This window comes from Streptomyces swartbergensis (assembly GCF_002148965.1).
Classification (GTDB): domain Bacteria; phylum Actinomycetota; class Actinomycetes; order Streptomycetales; family Streptomycetaceae; genus Streptomyces; species Streptomyces swartbergensis.
This window is the reverse complement of sequence record NZ_NGFN01000110.1, coordinates 1-23212: the sequence shown is the minus strand read 5'-3', so window position 1 is coordinate 23212 and position 23212 is coordinate 1. Positions and strand designations below refer to the sequence as shown.

The 23212-nt window shown below is 72.2% G+C and carries 25 protein-coding genes and 1 pseudogene; 15 read left to right on the top strand and 11 right to left on the bottom strand.

Annotation, left to right across the window (positions count from 1 at the left end; translation table 11 throughout):
- The 3 genes from CA983_RS19135 to CA983_RS19125 all read left to right on the top strand — a co-directional run.
- The coding region (locus tag CA983_RS19135) for a formimidoylglutamate deiminase (RefSeq protein WP_086602125.1) at positions 1-1218 on the top strand (1218 nt) is incomplete at its 5' end.
- Positions 1215-2504 carry an imidazolonepropionase gene (gene hutI / locus CA983_RS19130; RefSeq protein WP_086602124.1) on the top strand — a complete coding sequence of 430 codons (1290 nt, stop codon included), beginning with the start codon at positions 1215-1217 and terminating at the stop codon, positions 2502-2504. The genes CA983_RS19135 and hutI, both read left to right, overlap by 4 nt.
- A gap of 45 nt (positions 2505-2549) precedes the next feature.
- A complete protein-coding gene (locus CA983_RS19125; RefSeq protein WP_244206995.1) occupies positions 2550-2972 on the top strand; it encodes a hypothetical protein in 423 nt (140 codons plus the stop codon).
- 91 nt (positions 2973-3063) lie between these two features.
- Here the strand turns inward: CA983_RS19125 and CA983_RS19120 are convergent, their stop codons facing one another.
- Entirely contained in the window at positions 3064-3978 is a 915-nt protein-coding gene (locus CA983_RS19120; RefSeq protein WP_086602127.1) for an RNA polymerase sigma factor SigF, read from the bottom strand.
- Positions 3979-4228: 250 nt separating this feature from the next.
- Between CA983_RS19120 and CA983_RS19115 the strand changes: the two genes are divergently transcribed.
- The 4 genes from CA983_RS19115 (at position 4229) to CA983_RS19100 (ending at position 7466) form a co-directional block, all read left to right on the top strand.
- Entirely contained in the window at positions 4229-4606 is a 378-nt protein-coding gene (locus tag CA983_RS19115; protein WP_086602123.1) for an STAS domain-containing protein, read from the top strand.
- 243 nt (positions 4607-4849) lie between these two features.
- Positions 4850-5404, top strand: a complete 555-nt coding sequence (locus CA983_RS19110) for an ATP-binding protein (protein WP_086602122.1) — start codon at positions 4850-4852, stop codon at positions 5402-5404.
- A gap of 315 nt (positions 5405-5719) precedes the next feature.
- Positions 5720-6421 (top strand): LPXTG cell wall anchor domain-containing protein, encoded by a 702-nt coding sequence (locus CA983_RS19105; RefSeq protein WP_086602121.1) that lies wholly within the window; start codon positions 5720-5722, stop codon positions 6419-6421.
- 31 nt (positions 6422-6452) lie between these two features.
- Positions 6453-7466, top strand: coding sequence for a hypothetical protein (locus tag CA983_RS19100; protein WP_086602120.1), 1014 nt, complete (start codon positions 6453-6455; stop codon positions 7464-7466).
- A gap of 53 nt (positions 7467-7519) precedes the next feature.
- Here CA983_RS19100 and CA983_RS19095 read toward each other — a convergent pair whose 3' ends face one another.
- The gene (locus CA983_RS19095) at positions 7520-9025 is read right to left on the bottom strand and encodes a peptide MFS transporter (RefSeq protein WP_086602119.1); all 1506 of its coding nucleotides are present in this window, start codon (positions 9023-9025) and stop codon (positions 7520-7522) included.
- A 517-nt stretch (positions 9026-9542) separates the two neighbouring features.
- Here CA983_RS19095 and CA983_RS19090 point away from each other — a divergent pair.
- Both CA983_RS19090 and CA983_RS19085 read left to right on the top strand, forming a co-directional pair.
- Positions 9543-10220: a response regulator transcription factor gene (locus tag CA983_RS19090; RefSeq protein WP_086602118.1), complete on the top strand. Its 678-nt coding sequence runs from the start codon at positions 9543-9545 to the stop codon at positions 10218-10220.
- A 40-nt stretch (positions 10221-10260) separates the two neighbouring features.
- The gene (locus CA983_RS19085; protein WP_086602117.1) at positions 10261-11538 is read left to right on the top strand and encodes an ATP-binding protein; all 1278 of its coding nucleotides are present in this window, start codon (positions 10261-10263) and stop codon (positions 11536-11538) included.
- Between the two features lie 16 nt (positions 11539-11554).
- On the opposite strand, the gene CA983_RS19080 is transcribed toward CA983_RS19085, so the two are convergent.
- Entirely contained in the window at positions 11555-12061 is a 507-nt protein-coding gene (locus CA983_RS19080; protein WP_086602116.1) for a GtrA family protein, read from the bottom strand.
- 162 nt (positions 12062-12223) lie between these two features.
- Here CA983_RS19080 and CA983_RS19075 point away from each other — a divergent pair, with 162 nt between their 5' ends.
- From CA983_RS19075 to CA983_RS19065, 3 genes are read left to right on the top strand one after another with little or no spacing between them, the layout of a single operon-like run.
- Complete coding sequence (locus CA983_RS19075; RefSeq protein WP_086602115.1) at positions 12224-13363, top strand: 5-(carboxyamino)imidazole ribonucleotide synthase; 1140 nt, start codon at positions 12224-12226, stop codon at positions 13361-13363.
- Positions 13360-13884, top strand: coding sequence for a 5-(carboxyamino)imidazole ribonucleotide mutase (gene purE / locus CA983_RS19070; RefSeq protein WP_086602114.1), 525 nt, complete (start codon positions 13360-13362; stop codon positions 13882-13884). The genes CA983_RS19075 and purE overlap by 4 nt, the downstream gene beginning before the upstream one ends.
- A gap of 4 nt (positions 13885-13888) precedes the next feature.
- Positions 13889-15076, top strand: coding sequence for a dipeptidase (locus CA983_RS19065; RefSeq protein WP_086602113.1), 1188 nt, complete (start codon positions 13889-13891; stop codon positions 15074-15076).
- Here the strand turns inward: CA983_RS19065 and CA983_RS19060 are convergent.
- Positions 15016-16158 (bottom strand): alkene reductase, encoded by a 1143-nt coding sequence (locus CA983_RS19060; RefSeq protein WP_086602112.1) that lies wholly within the window; start codon positions 16156-16158, stop codon positions 15016-15018. The genes CA983_RS19065 and CA983_RS19060 overlap by 61 nt on opposite strands.
- A 53-nt stretch (positions 16159-16211) precedes the next feature.
- Here CA983_RS19060 and CA983_RS19055 point away from each other — a divergent pair, with 53 nt between their 5' ends.
- Both CA983_RS19055 and CA983_RS19050 read left to right on the top strand, forming a co-directional pair.
- Positions 16212-16571: a MerR family transcriptional regulator gene (locus CA983_RS19055; protein WP_086602111.1), complete on the top strand. Its 360-nt coding sequence runs from the start codon at positions 16212-16214 to the stop codon at positions 16569-16571.
- 112 nt (positions 16572-16683) lie between these two features.
- The gene (locus CA983_RS19050) at positions 16684-17820 is read left to right on the top strand and encodes a dipeptidase (protein ID WP_086602110.1); all 1137 of its coding nucleotides are present in this window, start codon (positions 16684-16686) and stop codon (positions 17818-17820) included.
- Positions 17821-17836: 16 nt separating this feature from the next.
- Here the strand turns inward: CA983_RS19050 and CA983_RS19045 are convergent, their stop codons facing one another.
- Positions 17837-18232 (bottom strand): VOC family protein, encoded by a 396-nt coding sequence (locus CA983_RS19045; protein ID WP_086602109.1) that lies wholly within the window; start codon positions 18230-18232, stop codon positions 17837-17839.
- 14 nt (positions 18233-18246) lie between these two features.
- Positions 18247-18618, bottom strand: a complete 372-nt coding sequence (locus CA983_RS19040; protein ID WP_086602108.1) for a VOC family protein — start codon at positions 18616-18618, stop codon at positions 18247-18249.
- A gap of 128 nt (positions 18619-18746) precedes the next feature.
- Here CA983_RS19040 and CA983_RS19035 point away from each other — a divergent pair, with 128 nt between their 5' ends.
- Entirely contained in the window at positions 18747-19250 is a 504-nt protein-coding gene (locus tag CA983_RS19035; protein ID WP_086602107.1) for a CGNR zinc finger domain-containing protein, read from the top strand.
- 1 nt (position 19251) lies between these two features.
- Here CA983_RS19035 and CA983_RS19030 read toward each other — a convergent pair whose 3' ends face one another.
- From CA983_RS19030 to CA983_RS19010, 5 genes and pseudogenes are all read right to left on the bottom strand, one after another.
- The gene (locus CA983_RS19030) at positions 19252-19962 is read right to left on the bottom strand and encodes a cupredoxin domain-containing protein (RefSeq protein WP_086602126.1); all 711 of its coding nucleotides are present in this window, start codon (positions 19960-19962) and stop codon (positions 19252-19254) included.
- A 32-nt stretch (positions 19963-19994) separates the two neighbouring features.
- Positions 19995-20495 (bottom strand): hypothetical protein, encoded by a 501-nt coding sequence (locus CA983_RS19025; RefSeq protein WP_086602106.1) that lies wholly within the window; start codon positions 20493-20495, stop codon positions 19995-19997.
- Positions 20496-20616: 121 nt separating this feature from the next.
- Positions 20617-21633, bottom strand: a complete 1017-nt coding sequence (locus CA983_RS19020; RefSeq protein ID WP_086602105.1) for a cupredoxin domain-containing protein — start codon at positions 21631-21633, stop codon at positions 20617-20619.
- 26 nt (positions 21634-21659) lie between these two features.
- Positions 21660-22994, bottom strand: a complete 1335-nt coding sequence (locus CA983_RS19015; RefSeq protein ID WP_086602104.1) for a copper resistance CopC/CopD family protein — start codon at positions 22992-22994, stop codon at positions 21660-21662.
- Positions 22991-23212 (bottom strand): annotated as a pseudogene (locus tag CA983_RS19010) (hypothetical protein); the annotation flags it as partial. The pseudogene CA983_RS19010 and the gene CA983_RS19015, both read right to left, overlap by 4 nt.

Genomic DNA, 23212 nt, shown 5'->3' with positions numbered 1-23212 from the left:
CCCCCCGGCGCCGAGGTCCTGCGCGGCCTCACCCTCCCCGGGCTGGCCAACGCCCACAGCCACGCCTTCCACCGCGCCCTGCGCGGCACCGTCCAGGTCGGCTCCGGCACCTTCTGGACCTGGCGCGAGGTCATGTACGCCACGGCCGCCCGGCTCACTCCGGACACCTACCACGCCCTCGCCCGCGCCGTGTACGCCGAGATGGCCCTGGCCGGCATCACGGCGGTCGGCGAGTTCCACTACGTCCACCACGCCCCCGGCGGCACCCGCTACGCCGACCCCAACGCGATGGGCGAGGCCCTGATCGCGGCGGCCGCCGAAGCCGGAATCCGTATCACCCTCCTCGACACCGCCTATCTCTCCTCCGGCTTCGGACAGCCGCCCACCGCCCCCCAGCTCCGCTTCTCCGACGGCACGGCGGACGCCTGGGCCGAACGCTGTTCAGTTCTCAAGGAACAAGATCACGTGCGGATCGGAGCGGCGATCCACTCCGTACGGGCCGTGCCCGCCGAGCAGTTGGCGACCGTCGCCCGGTGGGCCGAGGAGCGGCGGGCCCCGCTCCATGTGCACCTGTCGGAACAGACGGCCGAGAACGACGCCTGCCGCCAGGCCCACGGCCGCACCCCCACCCGGCTGCTCGCCGACCACGGCGTGCTCGGCCCGCGCACCACCGGCGTCCACAACACCCACCTGACCGCAGAGGACATCTCCCTCATCGGCGGCAGCGGCACCGGCACCTGCATGTGCCCGACCACCGAGCGGGACCTCGCCGACGGCATCGGGCCCGCCGCCGCCCTGCAACAGGCGGGCTCGCCGCTCTCCCTCGGCTCCGACAGCCACGCCGTGATCGACCTGCTCGAAGAGGCACGCGCCATGGAGCTGAACGAGCGCCTGCGCACCCGCACCCGAGGCCACTGGACGGCGGCAGCCCTCCTGCGGGCCGCCTCGGTGGACGGGCACGCGGCACTCGGCTGGCAGGACGCGGGCGCCCTGGAGCCCGGCGCGCTCGCCGACTTCACGACGATCGCGCTCGACTCGGTCAGGACGGCAGGGCCGCTTCCGCGGCTCGGGGCCGAGACGGCCGTATTCGCCGCGTCGGCAGCAGACGTGTCGCATACGGTCGTGGGAGGCCGGCACGTCGTACGGGACGGGGTCCACCGCCTCGTACCGGACGTGCCGAAAGCCCTCGCGGACGCCGTCGCAGCCCTGCGCGGATGACCCCGGGCCGCTCCTCCGAGCGGCCGGCCCCCGAACCCGACCCCACCGCCGACCAGGCCACCAAGGACGCCATGAGCAACGCGACGACCGTCAGCCCCGCCCACTCCGCGAGCACCGCGAGCACGCTCATCACCAACATCGCCGCTCTGGTCACCAACGACCCCTCCCTAGGTGACGGAACCCCCCTCGGACTGATCCAGGACGCGGCCGTCGTCATCGAAGGCGACCGCATCGCGTGGACCGGTGATCAAAGCAAAGCACCCGCCACTGACAATCGGGTCGACGCCGGCGGCCGGGCGGTCCTCCCCGGCTTCGTCGACTCCCACTCCCACCTCGTCTTCGCGGGCGACCGGACGCAGGAGTTCAACGCCCGGATGTCGGGGCGGCCGTACAGCGCGGGCGGCATCCGCACGACCGTCGCGGCCACCCGGGCCGCCACGGACGAGGAACTGGAAGCCAACGTCGTCCGTTACCTCGCCGAGGCCCTCCGCCAGGGCACCACCACCTTCGAGACGAAGTCCGGCTACGGCCTCACGACCCACGACGAGTCCCGCGCCCTGCGCGTCGCCGCCCGCCACACCGACGAGGTCACCTACCTCGGCGCCCACATCGTGGCCCCCGAGTTCGCCGAGGACCCGGCCGCCTACGTCGCCCTCGTCACCGGCGAGATGCTCGACGCCTGCGCCCCGCACGCCCGCTGGATCGACGTCTTCTGCGAGAAGGGCGCCTTCGACGGCGACCAGGCCCGCGCGATCCTCGCCGCCGGCAAGGCACGCGGCCTGTACCCCCGTATTCACGCCAACCAGCTCTCGTACGGCCCGGGCGTGCGGCTCGCCGTCGAACTCGACGCGGCGAGCGCCGACCACTGCACCCACCTGACGCAGGAGGACGTCGACGCCCTGGCGAACAGCCGCACGGTCGCCACCCTCCTCCCCGGCGCAGAGTTCTCCACCCGCGCCGAGTGGCCGGATGCCCGCCGCCTCCTCGACGCGGGCGTCACCGTGGCCCTCTCCACCGACTGCAACCCGGGCTCGTCCTTCACCTCGTCCGTCCCGTTCTGCATCGCGCTCGCCGTACGGGACATGGGCATGACCCCGGACGAGGCCGTCTGGTCGGCCACGGCGGGCGGCGCCGCGGCCCTCCGGCGCACCGACATCGGCCGCCTCACCCCGGGCGCGTACGCCGACCTGACGCTTCTGGACGCCCCGAGCCACGTCCACTTGGCCTACCGGCCGGGCGTCCCGCTGGTCACCGGAGTCTGGCGGCGCGGCGAGCGGGTGCTCTGACCAACGAACGCACACGAAGTTTGTGCACGATTCCGGATCGGTGACGTGGAGGCGACCCTGCTGCACGTCGTGCGGCGCTACCACTACGAGGTCGAGCAGCTGCCCCGCGTGGACCTCGCGGGCTGGCAGCGGATCGACGGCCTGGAGAAGGACAAGCCGGAGTCCAACCCCGCCTCGGGCACCGCCGTGCGGATCCGCCCGGGCGCGGGCGCGAGCGGCAGCCTCTTCCCGCTCCAGGTGCTCACGGTGCGCGACATCCTCGCCGACTGCGAGGGCGTGGTGCGCTGGGGCGGGGACGACGACCCGGTCGACGAGTCGCTCTTCTCCATCGACCGCGGCCCGGACGACGCGTCGGTGCGAGGGCTCGCTGACCGGCTGCGGCTGGCCGAGGCCACACCCGGCGAGGGCGCCGGCGTGACGGTGGACGTCCTGGCCCGTCCCGGCGCGACCGCGCGAAGCGGCTTGTGAAGGAGCAGCGGGCCGGCTGAGCCCCGTTGGAGACGCGCCTGGGGGCGGGCCGTAAGGCCCGCCCCCGAAGGACACGATCACCCGGTGAGGATCACTCCTCGACAGTCAGCCCCTTGCGCAGCCGTACCAGCGTCCGGGACAGCAGACGCGACACGTGCATCTGGGAGATGCCCAGTTCCTCGCCGATCTCCGACTGGGTCATGCCCGCGACGAAGCGCAGCGACAGGATCTTCCGGTCGCGCGGCGGAAGTTCGGCGATCAGCGGCTTCAACGACTCGACGTACTCGATGCCTTCGAGCCCGTGGTCCTCGTAGCCGATGCGGTCCGCGAGGGCGCCCTCGGAGTCGTCCTCCTCCGGCTGGGCGTCCAGCGAGGAGGCCGTGTAGGCGTTCGACGCGGCCATGCCCTCGACGACCTCGTCGTTGGAGATGCCGAGGCGCTCGGCCAGCTCGGTCACCGTCGGGGCGCGGTCCAGCTTCTGGGCCAGCTCGTCACCGGCCTTGGCCAGGTCGAGCCGCAGCTCCTGGAGCCGCCGCGGAACGCGCACGGACCACGAGGTGTCGCGGAAGAAGCGCTTGATCTCGCCGACGATGGTCGGCATCGCGAACGTGGGGAACTCGACACCCCGGGACAGCTCGAAGCGGTCGATCGCCTTGATCAGGCCGATGGTGCCGACCTGGATGATGTCCTCCATCGGCTCGCTGCGGGAGCGGAACCGGGAGGCGGCGAACTTGACCAGCGCGAGGTTCAGTTCGACGAGCGTGTTGCGGACGTACGAGTACTCGTGGGTGCCTTCCTCCAGCGACTCGAGGCGCTCGAAGAGGGTCTTGGACAGGGCCCGTGCGTCGACCGCGTCGACTTCCTCGAAGGGGGGAATGTCCGGAAGTCCGGCGAGAAGGTCGTCCTGTGTGACGAGCGTCTCAACCTGCTCGATGGGATCCAGATGGTCCGGAGGGGGTGTCGACGTCGCTTCCTGGGTACGCGATGCGTCGAGCCGGGGTGACATGATGTCCTCCATCGTTCTCGGCATATGGCTGCCGGAGCCAGTACGTGCACTGCGGTGTGCGGCGCCTCCAAAGCCGGCCGTGTCGGTTACGTGTCCTTACTAGGCCTACCCGCTTTCCCGAGCCCACCGCAAGTGCGTTCTGTGGGCATATGTCCGTTTGTGTGCGGTTGTTCGGGTGTCGAAGCGTGGAGGGAAGGCGTAGTGTTCGTGGGCGTCAGCAGCAGTCACGACGTCGGGAGAGAGAGACGGCATGGACCGCGGGACAGTCGGCAGCGCACAGTCTGGCCGGCTTCTGGTGGAGGTGCGGCAAGAGGGCTCTAGTGCCGTCGTGACCCCGGCGGGTGAGTTGGATCACCACACCGCCGATCTGTTGCGTGAGCCACTCGAGGACTGCCTCGCCAAGGGATTCAAGCGTCTGGTCATCGACTGCGCGCGGCTGGAGTTCTGTGACTCCACGGGGCTCAACGTGCTCCTGGGGGCGCGGCTGAAGGCCGAGGCCGCCGGGGGTGGCGTGACACTCGCCGGGATGCAGCCGGTGGTGGCACGCGTGTTCGAGATCACGGGCGCGAATGCGGTCTTCAGCGTCCATGACACGCTTGAGGCGGCCTTGGCCGACGAGTCGGGCTGACCGGCGGTGCGTCGGCGCGCCGAGCCTCGGCCATCCCCCTGTGACCGGTGCCCTACCCCCGTCACGCCCTTCGGGCCGAATACGGGGGTGTTCCGCCGGTCCGCCCGGGCAGGAGACATCCTGAAACGGTCGTCCCTCAGGGCGGCGGGGGTGCCGCGAAACCGTCGTGCCGCGCACCGCGTGACTGACTGTGCAGTGAATTTTTTGAATCGTGAACTGGTGAATCGGTGAGGTGAAGCGCTGATGAGCACCACCCGGCCCTACTCGCCGGGCGACCGCGGGCCGGAGCCCAGCGGCGCTTCCGGGGCGTCCGAGGGCGGCGTACCGGCGGGCGGTGCGTCCCGCGAGGGCGTGGCCGCGCCGTCCGGAGCCGCGGCACCGCCGGGGGGCCGGCAGGTGCGCCGGCTGAGCTTCGACGGGGCGAGCGGTGTCGTTCCGCTCGCCCGCGACTTCGCCCGCCAGGCGCTGTACGCGTGGGGCTGGCTGCCGGCCTCTTCCGCGGACCAGCGGGCCGCCGCCGAGGACGTGCTGCTCGTCGTCTCCGAGCTGGTCACCAACGCCTGCCTGCACGCCGAGGGGCCGGACCAGCTCTGGATCACCTGCGACAACAAGGTGATCCGCATCGAGGTCGCCGACCGGGGCACCGGCCAGCCGTCACCCCGCACCCCGCACCGGGCGGGCCGCCCGGGCGGCCACGGCATGTTCATCGTCCAGCGGCTGTGCCTGGACTGGGGCGTCGTCCGCACGCCGGGAGTCGCCGGCAAGACGGTGTGGGCCGAACTGGGAGCCCCTGCCTGATCCGCGGGCGTTGCGCGCACGCCGGACGCGGATTCCTGCGTAGGCCGTTCGGGTGAAGGGAAGCGGGCAGTTCGCCGCTGAGTGCCTGAGTGCCTGAGTGCCTGAGTGCCTGAGTGCCTGATGACTGCCTGACTGCCTGACTGCCGGCTGCCTGGCTGCCCCAGGGAACCTCCGCCGCGCATCCCCCTCCGTCACCCCCTCACACGCCGGATCTCCACGGATCCGGCGCGCACGTGTCTTCCTTCCTCGACGCCCCGGGCGTACCTTGACGGCCCGATCTGATACCCCGTCAGTAACAGGAAGGGGAGCGGCACCGTGTCGTACCGGAATCGAACCGCCGCGCTCGCGTCCGCCGCGGCCCTGGCCGGCTCGGCGGTGTTGATGGCCGCCCCCGTGGCCCGGGCCGAGGTCGTCGACGTCAACTACCAGTGCAAGACGCCGATCGGCGACAAGAGCGCCGTCTCGCCCATCGACATCAAGGGTGTCAAGAGCGGCGACGGCTACCGGATCACCATGTCCTGGCAGAAGGGCGTCTCCTCCAGCCCGGTCGAACTGGGCAAGGGCGCGATGACCCCGAGCGCCACCGTCGCCCTGGGCGGCGCGGACAGCGGCACCATGACCGTGACCGGCCCTGCCAACGACGCCGCGATCCCGGCCAACACGCCGATCAAGATCAACGACCTGAGCGGTACGTACACGCCGAAGAAGAGCGGCGAGGTCACCTTCACGGCCGGCGTGCTCACCATCAAGGCGCTCGGCACGACGACCACGTGCACGCCGACGAACGACCCGGGCCCGTCCCTGACCCTCGACGTCACGGCAGCGAGCGGCGGGGGCGCCACCGGCTCCACCCAGGGCGGCGGCTCCGGCTCGGGATCCGGCGCCGAACTCCCGCAGACCGGGCCGGAGGGCTCGGCCGTCGCCCTCGGCACCCTCGGCGGGACGGTCCTACTCGCCGGCGCGGCGGGCGCCCTGTGGCTGACGCGACGTCACCAGGGGGCGCGAGCACGCCACTGAGCGCACCCCCGTACGACCGCTGGAGCCGCCGATGCCGTACGTCGTCCGTGTTCCGTACCTATCACTGCCGGTTCTGCTCGTGCTCCTGCTGGGCCTGGCGGGCGCCGGGCCCGCCGGGGCGGCGGACCGGCCCGTCGTCGAACTGTCCAGGGCCCAGGCCGGGACGGGCGGTTCGGTCACCGTCACCGGCAGCGGCTGGCGGCCGCGTGCCCTGCTGACGCTGCTGGTCTGCGGACAGGCCGAGCCGTCCCGGGGCGTGACCGGCGGCACCAACTCCTGCGCGAACGCCGACGGCCGGGCCGTCACCACCGACGCCGAGGGGCGCTTCCGCCGCGAACTGCCCGTCGTGGAACCGCCCGTGCCATGTCCTTGCGTGGTGCACGTGGCGGCGGTGACCGGGGCGGGGGCGGAGGCCGACGCGGTTCTCCGGGTCGCCGGGCACGCGGTCGAGCCGCTGCCCGCGGACCGGGCCGGCGGGCGGCTGTCCCTGCTCGCGGACACCCGGCTGCGCGGCTCCGGAGGGCTGCTGACCTGGTTCGGCTCCCCGCCCGCCCGGACGCTCGTGGTCACCGTCGGGAACGTCGGGACGTCTCCCGTGAAGGACCCCGTCTTCCAGGTCGGCACCTCTCACGGCGTGTTCGCCCCGCAGTGGCAGGACCAGCGCTGGCGCGGCACGATCCGGCCCGGCGGCAAGGCGCGCATCGAACTCCCCGTGGAGCTCGCGGCCGGGGCGCACGGCGACTACACCGTGTCCCTGAAGTACGGCGGGAAGGTCCTCGCCGAACACCCCTGGGGCGTGGGCCGCCCCTGGGGCGTGACCCTGTTCTGGGTCCTCGTCTGCCTGGTCGTCCCGGCAGCGCTGTTCCGCGCCGGCCTGGCCGTCGTGGACCGCGCACGCCCCCGCCAGCCCGTTCACGCGGCCCGCCCGTCCCGCCGCCTGCGCCCRCGCCTGCCCGCCGCACGCCGGCCCTCCGGTCTGCCCTGGGTCGCCCCGGACGCCGAACCGCCGAGATCGACGAAGACCATGAAGGACATGCGGACATGAAAATAGGGCCGTCGCACCACGCAGGTGCGGCGGCCCTTGTCAGGCTCCGGCGATCAGCGGACTTCGCCCATGAGCCCCTTGACCTTCTTGCGGAACATGTACACCGCGAAACCGGCGACGACGGCCAGCGCCGCCTCCAGCGCCACGAAGCCGGTCCGGTCGAGGTTGATCCCGCCGACGGCCGGGTTGGACAGCAGCGCGGTGACGGAGTCGCCCGCGGTGACCGCGAGGAACCAGACGCCCATCATCTGCGAGGCGTACTTCGCCGGCGCCATCTTCGTCGTCACGGACAGACCCACCGGCGACAGCGTCAGCTCGCCGACGGTCTGCACGAAGTAGATCGCGACCAGCCACATCGCCGCGGCCTTGTGACCGCCCTCCGCGATCGACAGCGGGGCGAGGAAGAGGAAGAAGGACGCACCCACCAGCACCAGGCCCGAGGCGAACTTCACGATGGTGCTCGGCTCCTTGCCACGCCGGTTCAGCCACAGCCACAGCCAGGCGAAGACGGGCGCCAAGGCCATGATCAGCACCGGGTTGACCGACTGGTACCAGGAGACCGGGAACTCCCAGCCGAAGACGGTGTTGTCCGCCTTCTCGCTGGCGAAGAGCGACAGCGTCGAGCCGCCCTGGTCGTAGATCATCCAGAAGACGGCGGCGGCGACGAAGAACCAGATGTACGCCGACACCTTCGAGCGCTCGCCGGCGTCCAGGTCCTGGTCGCGCAGGATGCGGGTGATGACCAGGATCGGAACGATCAGGCCGAGGAGCGTGAGCGGGATCAGCGCCCAGTTCAGGGTGAAGTGGCCGGTGCCGCCGACCAGGGCGTAGAAGACCACGGCGACGGCCAGCCAGATCAGGCCCTTGCGCAGGGTGGCGGCCTTCTCGGCGGGCGACAGCGGGGTCGGGACCTCGCTGCTCCTCGGGTTCAGGTGGCGGCCGCCGAGCAGGAACTGCACGAGGCCCAGCGCCATGCCGAGCGCGGCCAGGGCGAAGCCCAGGTGCCAGTCGACGTTCTCACCGACGGTGCCGATGACCAGCGGGGCGACGAAGGCGCCGAGGTTGATGCCGATGTAGAAGACGGTGAAGCCACCGTCCCGGCGCGGGTCCTCCGGGCCGTCGTAGAGGTGGCCGACCATCGTGGAGATGTTGGCCTTCAGCAGACCGGAACCGATGGCGACCAGGCCCAGGCCGACGTAGAAGCTCGCGGCCGCGGGCAGCGCCAGGCACAGGTGGCCGAGCATGATGACCAGTCCCGCGACGGCGACGGTCTTGCGGGGGCCGAGCACACGGTCGGCGAACCAGCCGCCGGGCAGGGTGAGCAGGTACACCAGCGACAGGTACACGGCGTAGATCGCCGTCGCCGTGCCCGCGCTCAGGTGCAGGCCACCGGGGGCCACCAGGTACAGCGGGAGCAGGGCCCTCATGCCGTAGTAGGAGAACCGCTCCCACATCTCGGTCATGAAGAGGGTGGCCAGTCCGCGGGGGTGGCCGAAGAAGGTCTTCTCGGGGCCGGGGGTGCCCGGACGGGCCGAGTCCTTCGTCAGGCTGGACGCCATGGTCGTTCCTTGCTGGTCGGGACGCGCCCCGCAGCAGCGGTGGTGCGCCCGGTGGGGGCTGCCGGCACCGGTGCGTACGGCCGTCCGTCCGACGCCTACGGGGGGCCGCTCCGGGTCAGGAGCGGTGGGCGGTCGCCACCGGGATCCACGCCTCTACGCGCGTATCCGCACGACGAGGGCCGGCCACAGGTCGTTTCCGGTTGGGGGGCTGGCGGGGAACCAGCCCGCACACAAAAGAGACCTCCAGGGGCAAAGGGCCTCCGAAGGTCGCCATGGTGCTACAGGCGTTGATTCACCATACGGCAGGACACCGCCGCATATGGAAGGACTTGAGACACGGATCACAGGTTTCTGGGGAACCGTAAGCCCCATTTCCAAGGTCCTTACCAGGATCGCACCCCACAGCCAGAGGTTTGTACGCGTTCCCGCGGAACGTAAGAAACGGGTGTGCCCCGGGTAAGAATCAAGGCTTCCGGTCACACCCCAGCTCAGGGCCTTGCAGGTCTACCATCACCTCATGACCCGTGTACTGCTCGCCGAGGACGACGCGTCCATCTCGGAGCCGCTGGCCCGTGCTCTGCGCCGGGAGGGCTACGAGGTCGAAGTGCGTGAGGACGGACCCACCGCCCTCGACGCCGGAATGCAGGGCGGCGTCGACCTGGTCGTGCTCGACCTGGGTCTGCCCGGCATGGACGGTCTGGAGGTGGCCCGTCGCCTGCGTGGCGAAGGCCACAGCATCCCGATCCTCATCCTGACCGCGCGCGCCGACGAGGTGGACACCGTCGTCGGGCTCGACGCGGGCGCCGACGACTACGTCACCAAGCCGTTCCGGCTCGCCGAGCTGCTCGCCCGCGTCCGCGCCCTGCTGCGCCGCGGCGCCGCCGAGCCGCAGCAGCCGCCCGCCACCCACGGGGTGCGGATCGACGTCGAGTCGCACCGCGCCTGGATGGGCGAGGAGGAGCTGCAGCTCACCGCCAAGGAGTTCGACCTGCTGCGCGTGCTGGTGCGTGACGCCGGCCGGGTCGTCACCCGCGACCAGCTGATGCGCGAGGTCTGGGACACGACCTGGTGGTCGTCGACCAAGACCCTCGACATGCACATTTCCTGGCTGCGCAAGAAGCTCGGCGACGACGCGGCCAACCCCCGCTTCATCGCCACCGTGCGCGGTGTGGGCTTCCGCTTCGAGAAGAGCTGAGCCACGGGACACAGGTACGGGTAGGCACGGGTAACAGGACATGCGCCGCCGACTGATCCAGTCCACGCTCGCCGTGGTCCTCGTCGTGATCGCCGTCTTCGGCGTCTCCCTCGTCATCGTCGAGACCAGGACGATCAGCAACAGCGCCGAGGAGCGGGTGGAGTCCGAGGCGGTCCGGCTGGCCAGCATCGTCGACAGCCGGCTCTTCGTCGCCCAGCAGGTCGACGCGGAGGTGCTGCGCAAGCAGGTCACGCAGGACCGCTACTACGCGGTGATCCGGATTCCCGGGGAGGAGCCCATCGAGGTCGGCTCCAAGCCGTCCGGCGACGTGATCACCGCGACCGCGCCCGGCGAGGAGGGCGAGACCGTCACCGTCCAGGAGCCGCGCTCCTCGGTGACCCGGGAGGTCGGCCGCACCCTGCTGATCATCGGGCTGGTCGCGCTGCTGGCGGTGGTGGCCGCGGTGCTGCTGGCGGTGCGGCAGGCGAACCGGCTGGCGTCGCCGCTGACCGACCTCGCGGAGACGGCCGAGCGGCTCGGCTCGGGCGATCCGCGCCCCCGGCACAAGCGGTACGGCGTGCCCGAGCTGGACCGCGTGGCGGACGTGCTGGACGGCTCGGCCGAGCGCATCGCGCGCATGCTGACCGCCGAGCGGCGGCTGGCCGCGGACGCCTCCCACCAGCTGCGGACGCCGCTGACGGCGCTGTCGATGCGGCTGGAGGAGATCACCCTCACCGACGACCCGGACACGGTGAAGGAAGAAGCGACGATCGCGCTGACCCAGGTCGAGCGGCTCACGGACGTCGTGGAACGGCTGCTGACGAACTCCCGCGACCCGCGCACCGGCTCCGCCGTCACCTTCGACCTCGACGAGGTCATCCAGCAGCAGCTCGCCGAGTGGCGTCCCGCCTACCGCAGCGCGGGCCGGGCGATCGTCAGCTCCGGCAAGCGGCATCTGACGGCCGTGGGCACCCCCGGAGCGGTCGCGCAGGTGCTGGCCGCGCTGATCGAGAACTCCCTGATGCACGGTGGCGGCACGGTGGCGCTGCGCACCCGCGTCACCGGCAACCAGGCCGTCATCGAGGTCACGGACGAGGGCCCCGGCGTCCCCGCCGACCTCGGCGCCCGCATCTTCGAGCGGGCGATCAGCGGCCGCAACTCCACGGGCATCGGCCTGGCCGTGGCCCGCGACCTGGCGGAAGCGGACGGCGGCCGCCTGGAGATGCTCCAGACCAAGCCCCCGGTGTTCGCCCTGTTCCTGTCCCGCACGCCCGTCGGGAAGTCCCACGGCGGCGAGGACGAGCCGATGATCCGCTGACGCGGCTCACGACGGCTTACGGCACCCGCTGCCCGGCCCGCGACCGCCTGGCGCGTTCGCCCTTCAGGATCGACTCCGCGTCCGCCACCGCCTCATGGGCCGGAAGGGCGCGGAACACCCAGCTGCGGTACGACCAGAAGCGGAACAGCGTGGCGATGCCGATGCCGAGGAACTTGAAGATGTTGTTCTGCAGCGGGGTGTCCCAGCCGAAGCCGTACGTGGCCGCGTACAGGACGCCGTTCTCGATGACCAGCCCGACCGCGCTGAACAGCAGGAACAGGGTCATCTCCCGCGTACGGCGGGTCTTGTCGCGGTCGCGGTAGGTGAAGTAGCGGAAGCCGACGTAGTTGAAGACGATCGCGACGATGGTCGCGATGACGCTCGCGCGCACGACCTGGAGGTCGGTGACATGCCGTACCAGGTTGAACACGAGGAGGTTGACCAGCACCCCGGCACCGCCCACCGCGCCGAATTTGGCGACTTCGTGACCGAGCCGTCGGAGCCGCGAGGCACCATGTCCCATGGTCGTGCAGGCCCCCGTCCGTGGTTGGCGTCAACTCAGCCATGCTAACCACCCTCCCGCGCGATCTTCCTGCGGACGCCGGTGGACGGCCGGAGATGGTCCGGGCAGGGCCGGGGAGGGGCAGGAAACCGGCCACCCTGGCGCGGCCGATACCCTGGGGGCGTGACGTTCCCGGTAGTCGGCATGGTCGGCGGGGGCCAGCTCGCGCGTATGACACACGAGGCTGGCATCCCGCTCGGCATCAGGTTCAAGCTCCTCAGTGACACCCCGCAGGACTCCGCCGCGCAGGTCGTGAGCGATGTCGTCGTCGGCGACTATCGCGACCTCGACACGCTGCGCGAGTTCGCCCGCGGGTGCGATGTGATCACCTTCGATCACGAACACGTACCCACCGAGCACCTCAGGGCCCTGGAGGCGGACGGCATCCCCGTGCGCCCCGGCCCCGACGCGCTCGTGCACGCCCAGGACAAGGGCGTGATGCGCGCGAAGCTCGACGCGATCGGCGTGCCCTGCCCCAGACACCGCATCGTTTCCGATCCGCAGGACGTGGCCGCCTTCGCGGCGGAGGGTGACGGCTTCCCCGTCGTCCTCAAGACCGTCCGCGGCGGATACGACGGCAAGGGCGTGTGGGTCGTCGGCTCCGTCGAGGAGGCCGCCGACCCGTTCAAGGCCGGTGTCCCCGTGCTCGCCGAGGAGAAGGTCGACTTCGTCCGCGAGCTCGCCGCCAACGTCGTACGCTCCCCGCACGGCCAGGCCGTGGCCTACCCGGTCGTGGAGTCCCGCCAGGTGAACGGCGTCTGCGACACGGTGATCGCGCCCGCCCCCGGCCTCGACGAGGGCCTCGCCCTGCGGGCCGAGGAGATGGCGCTGAACATCGCCAAGGAACTCGGCGTCGTCGGGCACCTCGCCGTCGAGCTGTTCCAGACCCGCGACGGCCGCATCCTCGTCAACGAGCTCGCGATGCGCCCGCACAACTCCGGCCACTGGTCGATGGACGGCGCCGTCACCAGCCAGTTCGCCAACCACGTCCGGGCGGTCCTGGACCTGCCCCTCGGCGACCCGCGCCCGCGCGCCAAGTGGACCGTCATGGTCAACGTCCTCGGCGGCGACTACCCGGACATGTACTCCGCGTACCTGCACTGCATGGCCCGCGACCCCCAGCTCAAGATCCACATGTACGGCAAGGACGTGAAGCCCGGCCGCAAGGTCGGCCACGTCAACACCTACGGCGACGACCTGGACGACGTGCTGGAGCGCGCCCGTCACGCAGCCGGCTACCTGAGAGGCACCATCACCGAATGAGCCCTGTTGTTGGCATCGTCATGGGGTCGGACAGCGACTGGCCCGTCATGGAGGCCGCCGCCAAGGCCCTCGACGAGTTCGAGATCGCCTATGAGGTCGATGTCGTCTCCGCGCATCGCATGCCGCGCGAGATGGTCGCGTACGGCGAGCAGGCCGACGGCCGCGGGCTCAAGGTGATCATCGCCGGAGCCGGCGGCGCCGCCCACCTGCCCGGCATGCTCGCCTCCGTGACCCCGCTGCCCGTCATCGGCGTGCCCGTGCCGCTGAAGTACCTCGACGGCATGGACAGCCTCCTGTCGATCGTGCAGATGCCGGCCGGCGTCCCGGTCGCCACGGTCTCGGTCGCCGGTGCCCGCAACGCCGGTCTGCTCGCGGCCCGGATCCTCGCCGCGCACGACGAGGAACTCCGCGCCCGTATGCGCGAGTTCCAGCAGGAGCTGAACGACCAGGCCACCGAGAAGGGCAAGCGCCTGCGCTCCAAGGTCGAGGGCGCGAGCGGCGGTTTCGGTTTCGGGAAGTGATCCCATGACGTCCCTCGACGACGCCCGCGCGCTCCTCGCCGAGTTCCCCGTCGCCGACGGGCACAACGACCTGCCCTGGGCGCTGCGCGAGCAGGTCCGCTACGACCTCGGCGCCCGCGATGTCGCCGCCGACCAGAGCGCCCACCTGCACACCGACATCCCGCGGCTGCGCGCGGGCGGGGTCGGTGCGCAGTACTGGTCGGTGTACGTCCGCACGGACTCGCCCGACCCGGTCGCGGCCACGCTCGAACAGATCGACTGCGTACGGCAGTTGATCGACCGGCACCCGCAGGACCTGCGGCCCGCGCTGACGGCCGCCGACATGGAGGCCGCGCGCCGGGAGGGCCGTATCGCCTCCCTCATGGGCGCGGAGGGCGGCCACTCCATCGCCAACTCCCTGGGCACCCTGCGGGGTCTGTACGGGCTCGGCGTGCGCTATCTGACCCTCACCCACAACGACAACGTGGACTGGGCGGACTCCGCGACCGACGAGCCGCGGGCCGGCGGCCTCACCGCGTTCGGCCGGCAGGTCGTGCGGGAGATGAACCGGCTCGGGATGCTCGTCGACCTCTCCCACGTGGCGGCGACGACCATGCGGGACGCGCTCGACGCGAGCTCCGCCCCGGTGATCTTCTCGCACTCCTCCGCGCGGGCCGTGTGCGACCACCCGCGCAACATCCCGGACGACGTCCTGGAGCGGCTGGCCGCGGGCGGCGGCATGGCGATGGTGACGTTCGTGCCGAAGTTCGTGCTCCAGGCCGCCGTCGACTGGACCGCCGCGGCCGACGAGAACCTGCGCGCCCACGGCTTCCACCACCTCGACACCACCGCGGAGGCCATGAAGGTCCACCGCGCCTTCGAGGAGCGGCACCCGCGCCCCGTCGCGACGGTGGCGACGGTCGCCGACCACCTGGACCACATGCGCGAGGTGGCCGGCGTCGACCACCTCGGCATCGGCGGCGACTACGACGGCACGGCCTTCACCCCCGACGGCCTGGACGACGTCTCCGGCTACCCGAACCTGATCGCGGAGCTGCTGGACCGCGGCTGGTCGAAGGCCGACCTGACCAAGCTGACCTGGAAGAACGCGGTGCGGGTGCTGGATGCGGCCGAGGACGTGGCACGGGGCCTTCAGGCCACGCGGCCGCCGTCCAACGCCACGATCGAGTCGCTCGACTCGCTCGACGGCTGAGCGTCGAGGGTGGGGTAGTCGGTGTAGCCGGTCGCCCCGCCCACGTACATGAAGTACCGGTCGCGCATCTCGTTCAGCGGCGCCCCGTGCCGCAGCCGCGTCACCAGGTCGGGGTTGGCGAGGAAGGGCCGACCGAGCGCGATCAGGTCGGCCCCGGCGGCCAGCAGCGCCTCGGACGCCCGGTGCACGGTGTCCGTGGAGATCTCCTCCAGCACCGGGTTGGCGACGATCACCCCGGGCCAGCCGGCGCGCACCTTCCGGAACACCGGCGTGTCCGGGTCGGCGTACCCGAGGTGCAGGTAGGCGAGCCCCAGCCCGCCGAGCCGCTCGACGAGCGCCGGGTAGATCTCCTCGGTCTCGCCCTCCTCGATGCCGTTGACCGTGTTGCCCGGGGACACCCTGAGCCCCACCCGCCCGGCTCCGATCTCGGCGGCCACGGCCTCGGTCACCTCGGCCGTGAACCGGATCCGGGCGGCGACCGGTCCGCCGTAGCCGTCGGTGCGGAGGTTGGTGTTGCGGGCGAGGAACTGGTGGAGCAGGTGGCCGTTGGCGGAGTGCACCTCCACGCCCTCGAACCCGGCGTCGATCGCGTTCCGGGCGGCGCGTGCGAAGTCGGCGACGGTGGTGCGGATGTCCTCGGCGGTCATCTCCCTGGGCACCACGGCCGGCCGGTGCCCCTCCGGCGTGAAGATCGTCTCGGGGAGCGGTACGGGTGAGGGCGCGAGGGGTGTCAGCCCGCTGGTCGCGGGGTGGCCGACCCGCCCGCCGTGCTGGAGCTGGAGGAACATCCGCCCGCCCGCCTCCCGGACCGCGTCCGTGACCCGCCGCCAGCCGGCCACGTGCGCCGGGCCGTGGACGGCGGTGATGTTCGGGTACGTCTGCCCGACCGCGTTCGGCGTCGCGGCCTCGGCGATGATCAGCCCGGCGGAGGCACGCTGGGCGTAGTACGTGGCCATCAGCGGGGGCGGGGTGCCGTCGGCCTCGGCCCGGTTCCTGGTCAGCGGGGCCATCACCAGACGGTTGGGCAGGTCCAGCCCGGGCAGACGAGCCGGTTCGAAGAGTGCTGTCGTGTGCTGCGTCATGCCCGTACGCTAGAACCTGACACTCATGTCAGATTCAAGTCCGGGAGTGGGACGTGCGGATCGGTGAACTGGCCCGGCGCACCAACGTGAGCGAGCGGTCGCTGCGCTACTACGAGAAGCAGGGGATGCTCTCGGCCGAGCGGACGCCCGGCGGGCACCGGGAGTACCCGGAGGCGGCCGTGGACCGGGTCATCCGGATCCAGGAGCTGTTCGCGGCGGGACTGTGCAGCGAGAAGATCGTCCAGCTGCTGCCGTGCATGCGGGACACGGACGGCGGGCCCTCGGTCCGCGCCACGCCCGACCTGGTCGCCGACCTCACAGCCGAGCGCGCCCGCATCGACCGGATGATCGCCGACCTGGTCCGCTCCCGGGACACCCTGGACGAGGTGATCGAGGCGGCCCGGCTGTCCTGAGGGCGTCACCGCGCGAGGCCGGCGCCGTACTCCGAACGCCCCGCCCGCCAGGAACCCTTCAGCGCTCCGTGCGACGGTGACCGTACCTCACGAACGACCGTACGGAGCCGCCATGGCAGACCTCCAGGACGACCTGCGCTCCACCGCCGCGGCCGGTGAGTTCGACGACGACCTGGCCGAGCCGAACCGCGACGAGGCCGTCATGGATGCGGAGCCCTACGAGCCCGTCTCGGATCCGGACGACGCGCCGATGACCCGGGCCCACGCCATCCTCGCCGCCCACCCCGTCGCCGACGGTTACAACGCACTGCCCTGGGCGCTCAAGCGCCTGTCCTGTTACGACCTGGAGGAGGGCGAGACCACGGTCGACACGGACGTGCCCCGCCTGCGCCGCGGGCATGTGGGCGCGCTGTTCTGGTCGCTGCACCTGCCCGAGGGCCTGGACGGCGACCGGGCCGTCGGCGCCACCCTGGAGCAACTGGACCTGGCCAAGACCGTCGCCCGGACCTGCGCCGAGGGACTGCGGCCGGCCTGCACGGCGGGGCAGGTCGCGGACGCCCGCAACTGCGGCCGCGTCGCCGTGCTCCTCGGGCCCGCCGGGGCCCCGGCCGTGGGCGACTCGCTGGGCATCCTGCGCCAACTGCACTTGCTCGGCCTGCGCGTACTGACGCTGACTGGGGTGTCCTGGGCGAGCGACGCGGGGCTGACGCGGTTCGGTGAGGAGGTCGTGCGCGAGATGAACCGGCTCGGCGTGATCGTGGACCTCTCCGGTGCCTCCGCGCCGACCGTCCGCCGTGTGCTGAGCCTCTCCCGGGCGCCCGTGCTGTGCAGCCGCTCCGCCGCCCGCGCCCTGCGCCCCCACCCGGTCAACCTCCCCGACGACCTGCTGGCGGAGCTGGGCGCGGCCAAGGGGCTGTGCCTGGTGCCGCTGACCGCCGAGCAGACCGGCCCGACCGTCCGCGACGTCGCCGATCATCTCGACCACGTCCGGGCCGTGGCCGGTGCGCAGAGCGTCGGGCTGTCCGGCACGTACGACTCGGGCTCGGCCCATCCGCAGGAGCTCGGCGACACCTCCTGCTATCCGCGGCTGATCGCCGAGCTGCTGCGGCGCGGCTGGGACGAGGCCGACGTGGCCCTGCTGACCTGGGGCAACGTCCAGCGGGTGCTGCGCGGCGCCGACTTCACCGCCCGCGCCGCCCAGCAGCGACGCGAGCCGTCGGCGGCGACCATCTCCGAGCTGGACGGGTGACCGGCAGGCAGGTGACTCAGGTGGTGTGCTCGATCCGGCACAGGCAGAACGGATGCCCCGCCGGGTCGGCGTACACCCGGAAGTCCTTCTTCTCGTAGTCCTCCCGGTCCAGCACCCGCGCCCCCAGCGCCAGCACCCGCTCCTCGGCCGCGTCGATCTCCTCCCAGGTCGACCCGCCGTCGAAGTCCAGGTGGCACTGCTGGGCGTTGCGGTCGGCCCGGGGCCACTCCGGCGGGGTGTGACCGGGCGAGCGCTGGAAGGCGAGCCGCGGCCCGTCGGGGATCCGCAGCACCACCCAGTCGGGGTCGTCGTCCTCGGGCGTGCCGCCCCCGACCTGCGCGTAGAAACGGGCGAGCTCGCGCGGGTCGGGGCAGTCGACGACGACGGTACGGAAACGTGCCACAGCAGGCATGGGGCCTCCCGGTGTCAGCAGGCGCAGAGGCAGAACGGGTGCCCGGCCGGATCGGCGTAAACCCGGAAGGTCCGCGTCCGGTCCTCGGCGTCCAGCGGCTTCGCGCCGAGCGCCAGCACACCCTTCTCTGCCGCGTCCAGGTCCTCCACGTCCAGGTCGAGGTGGAACTGCTGCGAGTGGTCGGGCGACGGCCACTTCGGCGGTACGTACCCCGGGGATTCCTGGAAGGCCAGCGCCGGTCCGCCCGGCACCTTCAGGTCGACCCACTCACCCGAGTCGTCGGCCTCCACCGTGGGAGTGCCGCCGAGCACCTCGGCGTAGAAGCCGGCCAGTGCGCGCGGGTCGGGACAGTCCAGGACGACGACACCCAGCTTGGCGAGAGCCATGACTTCCTCCTTGAAGTAGCTGTCACGTCACTGTTACCCGCACAGCCCGGGTAACCGGTAACCGTTACTCCATGCTGACCCATTGGCGGTAACCTCGCAAGGGAAAACGCGAGAGGTACGGTCCAGCCATGACGGAGAGATCGCCCGCGCCCGGTGGCCTGGCCCTCGTCGAGGCCCTGGTGAACACCCTGGACATCGGGTCGGGTGCTGACGCGCTGGACACGGCGGAGGGCCGGGCACGCTTCGGGATCACGCGGGACGAGGTCGAGGACGCCCGCGCACTGCGCGAGTCCCTGCGCGTGGCCCTGCTCGCCCATGCGGGCCACCCGCCGCACCGCGAGGTGACCCCCCTGGGCGAACTGCTGGCCGGGGCACCGCTGCTGGTGGCGGTCGACCAGGGGGACGGCTCGGCGACCCTCGCCCCGGCCAACGAGGGCCCCCTGCTCTCCCGTGTCGCCGCCGCCGTCGCCGAGGCGCTGGTCGCGGGCACCTGGAGCAGGCTCAAGGCCTGCGAGGCCGCCGACTGCCTCTGGGCGTACTACGACCGCAGTCCGGCGGGCCGTGGCCGCTGGTGCTCGATGCAGGTCTGCGGGGCCCGGGCGAAGATGCGCCGCTACCGGGCGAAGGGCTGACCTATACCTCGTCCTTCCGGGGCGGCTGGGGCGCCTGGGGTACCTGGGGCGCGGACGCCCGGGAGCCGACCAGGAGCAGGCACAGCACCGCGACACCGGCGACGATGCCGGTCAGCACGAGCAGAGGGTCGAGGGGGCGGGCGGCAGAAGCGGTCGTCTGGGTCTGCGCCTGCTGCGCGGCCTGTGCGGCCGGGGACGACGGGGACGCCTGCGGTGACTGGCCCGCGGCCGCCGGGGAGGCGGTGGACGCGGTGCCGGACGGCGACGAGGACGGCCTGCGCGTCGTCGGCGGCCCGCTGCCCGGCGTGGTGCGGATCGGCGCGGTCGCCCGGTGCCCCGAGGAGGAGCCGGTGTGGTGCTCGTGCGCCGTCGGTGCCGCCGTCGTCGCCGGTGCCGCCGCGCGGACCGTGATCCCGGCCGTCATGTTCGGGTGGACGGTGCAGACGTAGCCGTACGACCCGGCCGTGGCGAACGTGAAGCTCCAGCTCTCTCCCTTGTCGAGCATCGGTGAGTGGATCGAGGCCGGCCCCGAGGTGGTCTTGACGTCGTGCGGTGCCGTGTCCTCGTTGGTCCAGGTCACCGTCGATCCGGCCGGGACGCTCAGGCTCGCGGGCGAGAAGGCGTAGCCCTCCATCGTCACGCTGTACGAGGCCGCCGACGCCTGCCCGGCGGGCAGCAGCGGCAGGGCGAGGAGCGTCAGGACGGCGGACACGGCGGCACCCCGGGCCGTCCGCCGGGCCGCCCTCACGCGAACTCCGCCGCGACCAGCAGCCGCAGCCGGGTGGCCGGCCGGCGCCACGGCAGCCGGAACCCGGTGGCGCGGCGCAGCAGCCGGTACGGCGGCCGGGCGTGCCCGACGACCAGCAGCCGGTCGTCGGCCCGCTGGACGACCCGCAGCCGCAGCAGGACGGGGAAGGCCAAGCCGTTCAGGTCCAGGTCGCCGGTGAGCTGGAGACGGCCGCCGTGGACCTCGTCGACCTCCTCCGAAGTGAGCACGGCGGAAAACAGGCGGTCGTCGAACTCGAAGCGGAAGGAAGGGCTTTCGGCGCCCTCCGGCACGGTGAGGGACGCCTCGCCGAGCGTGACGCGACGGCGCAGGACCGGCAACGGCCCGTACCAGGCGGTGAGTTCGACGAGCGAGCGGCCGGGGGCCACGGTGTACCGGCCGGGCAGCGGCAGCCGGCGGTCGGCGCCGTCGCGCGAGTGTGGCGGGGAAGGAACGGTGGGCAGGGTGACGGTCGTCATCCCGGTCTCCTTGGAAAGCGGTTCCCGAAGCATGGCGATGGTGTGGAGAATGGAGCGCGGGCGCCGCTCCGGCCGGCTGAGCCCCGGCCGGAGCGGCGTCCACCTGTTGTCGCGGACCGCGTCAGCAGTTGTTCGTGAGGAAGTCCGTCGTGGGCGTGAGCATCTGCCCGGCCCAGACCGTGTGCATCTTCACGTAGGCGTCGGGGTTCAGCAGATCGGTGACCTGCTGTCCGGGCGACTCCTCCAGGTGCGCCTTGTTGATGTGGTTCAGCAGCACGCCGAGCGTGTCGTCGAGCACCGAACCGCCGTCCGAGACAGCGGGCTTGAGGATGCTCTCGACCCACACCGTGTGCGTCTTGATGTACGCGTCGAGCGCCAGCGCGTCCTGCACCTGCTGCCCCGGTGACCGCTCCAGGTGCGCCATGTAGAGGTGCTGGAGGATCGGAAGCAGCACGTTCTGCACGCTGGCGCACTGCTCGTCGCTGCCGCCACCGCCACCGCCTCCGCCGCCGGTGCCGCCCGTGGGGGTCGGGCCGGCGGTGGGCGCGGTGGTCGGTGCCTGCGTGGGGGTGGGACCGGCCGTGGGCGTGCCCGTGGGGGCAGGAGTCGGCGTGGGCGTCGACCCGCCACCGCCGCCACCACCGCCACCGCCGGCTTCGACGACCTTCACCGAGCCGACCATGTCCGGGTGCACCGCGCAGTAGTACTCGTACGTCCCCGCCTTGCTGAACGTGTACGACCAGGAGTCGCCCTGCTCCAGCGTCCCCGAGTCGAACTTCACCGGGGCCTTGGTGGTGGTGACCGTGTGCGGCACGCTGTCGTGGTTGGTCCACTGGACGGTCTGGCCGACCTCGACGACGAGCTGCTTCCCGTCGCCGAACTCGTTGCCCATGATGTCGACCTGGTAGTCGGCCTTGGCGGCGGCGGGCTGCGCCTCGGCGGCGGCCACGGGCGCCTGAGCCGCGCCCGTGGCCTGCTGCGAGCCGGCCGTCGTGGAACCGGAGACCGCGCTCAGCAGCCCGAGGCTGAGCACGGCGGCCAGCGCCGCACCGAGCCCGGCGACCAGCAGACCCCGGTTCCCGGCGGGCGGCCTGCGCCGCCCGTGTCCGGTCTCGTCGTTCTCGTTGCCTGGTTTCACTTCTGCTCCTTGTGCTTGGGGGGAGTTCAGCGGCCGGGGTCGGCCGTGACCAGCAGACTCGTCACGGCGAGCACGACGAGGACGAGCCCCGTCTCGACCGCGACCGAGTAACCGAAGGGCCGCACGGTGGCGGCGTCGCCGCGCAGCAGCACGGCGAGATCGAGGCGGGTGCGCACCCACTGGCGGCTCGCGAACGCGGCGAGCAGGACGGCCCCGAGCACGCCCGTCTTCAGCAGGAGCAGATGCCCGTACGAGGTGTGCAGCAGGGCGTCGTACGACCCCACCACCTGCCAGGCGAGCACCAGCCCCGCGCCGACGATCCCGGCGACACTCACCGCCGCGAGCCGTGAGTAACCCGGCACCACCACCGCCAGCTCCCGGGCCCGCCGGCGCGGCAGCACGGCCAGCGCGAGCACGGCAAGACCGCCGATCCACAGTGAGGCGCCGAGCAGATGGACGAAGTCGGCGACRGCACCCCACGTGGGCTCGGCGCCCTCGGAGCTGTGGCCCGTCATGCCGGTCGTCCGCAGCAGCCCGAACGTCACCGCGAGGGCGCCCACCCGCCAGCCCGGCGAGCGGGAGGTGCGGGCCCCGCCCTGGAGCAGGGCGCCGAGCACCACGGCCGCCAGCACCCACACCAGAGCGCGGGCGGCGAGCACGACCCCAGGCTCGGTGGCCAGCAGATCGGCGTACGTCACAGGGCGCAGCGCGTCCCGCAGTCCGCCGAGCGTGCCGTAGGCGCCCTGGAGGCCGATGCTCGCGACGGTGGCCAGCAGCCCGACCGTCCAGGCGAGAACGAGCAGCGCCCGGGACCGCGGCTCCTCCGCGCCGCGCGGCCACAGCAGCACGACGAAGGCGAGACCGCCGACGAACAGGGCCAGCGCGAGATAGCCGGCCCAGCGGGCGGCGACGAGGCCCTCGCGCACCGAGGGGGAGGGCGCGGGAGCGGAGGCGGCGGCCTCGTCGCCGCCGGTCCCGGCGGCCGCAGCGCCGATGGTGAGGGCGATCCGGCCGGAGGAAGCGTGCCCGTCCTCCGCGTCGACGACGGACCACATGACGGCGAGCTCACCGCGCTCCGGGCCGGCGAGCGCGACCCGCACGGTGTCGGTCCCGCCGCCCGGCGTACGGGACACCGGCAACCGGTCGCCGCCCATCGTCAGCACACGCACGTCGGCGAGGTCGACGGCCTCGTCGAAGGTGAGGGTGAGGTGCCCGGGGGCCTTCTCCAGGTCCGCCCCGTCCTTCGGGGAGGAGGAGAGCAGCTCGGTGTGGGCGAAGGCGGCCTGGGGCGCTCCGGCCAGGGCGTAGAGGAGCGGGGTGAGCACGAGCAGGAGCAGGGCGCGGCGGACGGTCGTGGTCACGGGGTCGCCTCCGGCAAGGGGGACGCGATGCCGCCGAGGAGGCTGCCGACCGGGACCAGGCCGACACAGGGGGAGGGCTGCGGCGTGGGCGTCTGGCCCGTGCCGTCGAGCAACCCGGACACGGGCTCGGTGAGCCCGCCGAGGAGCGGTTGTACGAGGATGACCTCGCCGTCCTCGCAGGTGTCGCCGTCGGCGGGGGCGGACCCCGACGGGGTGGG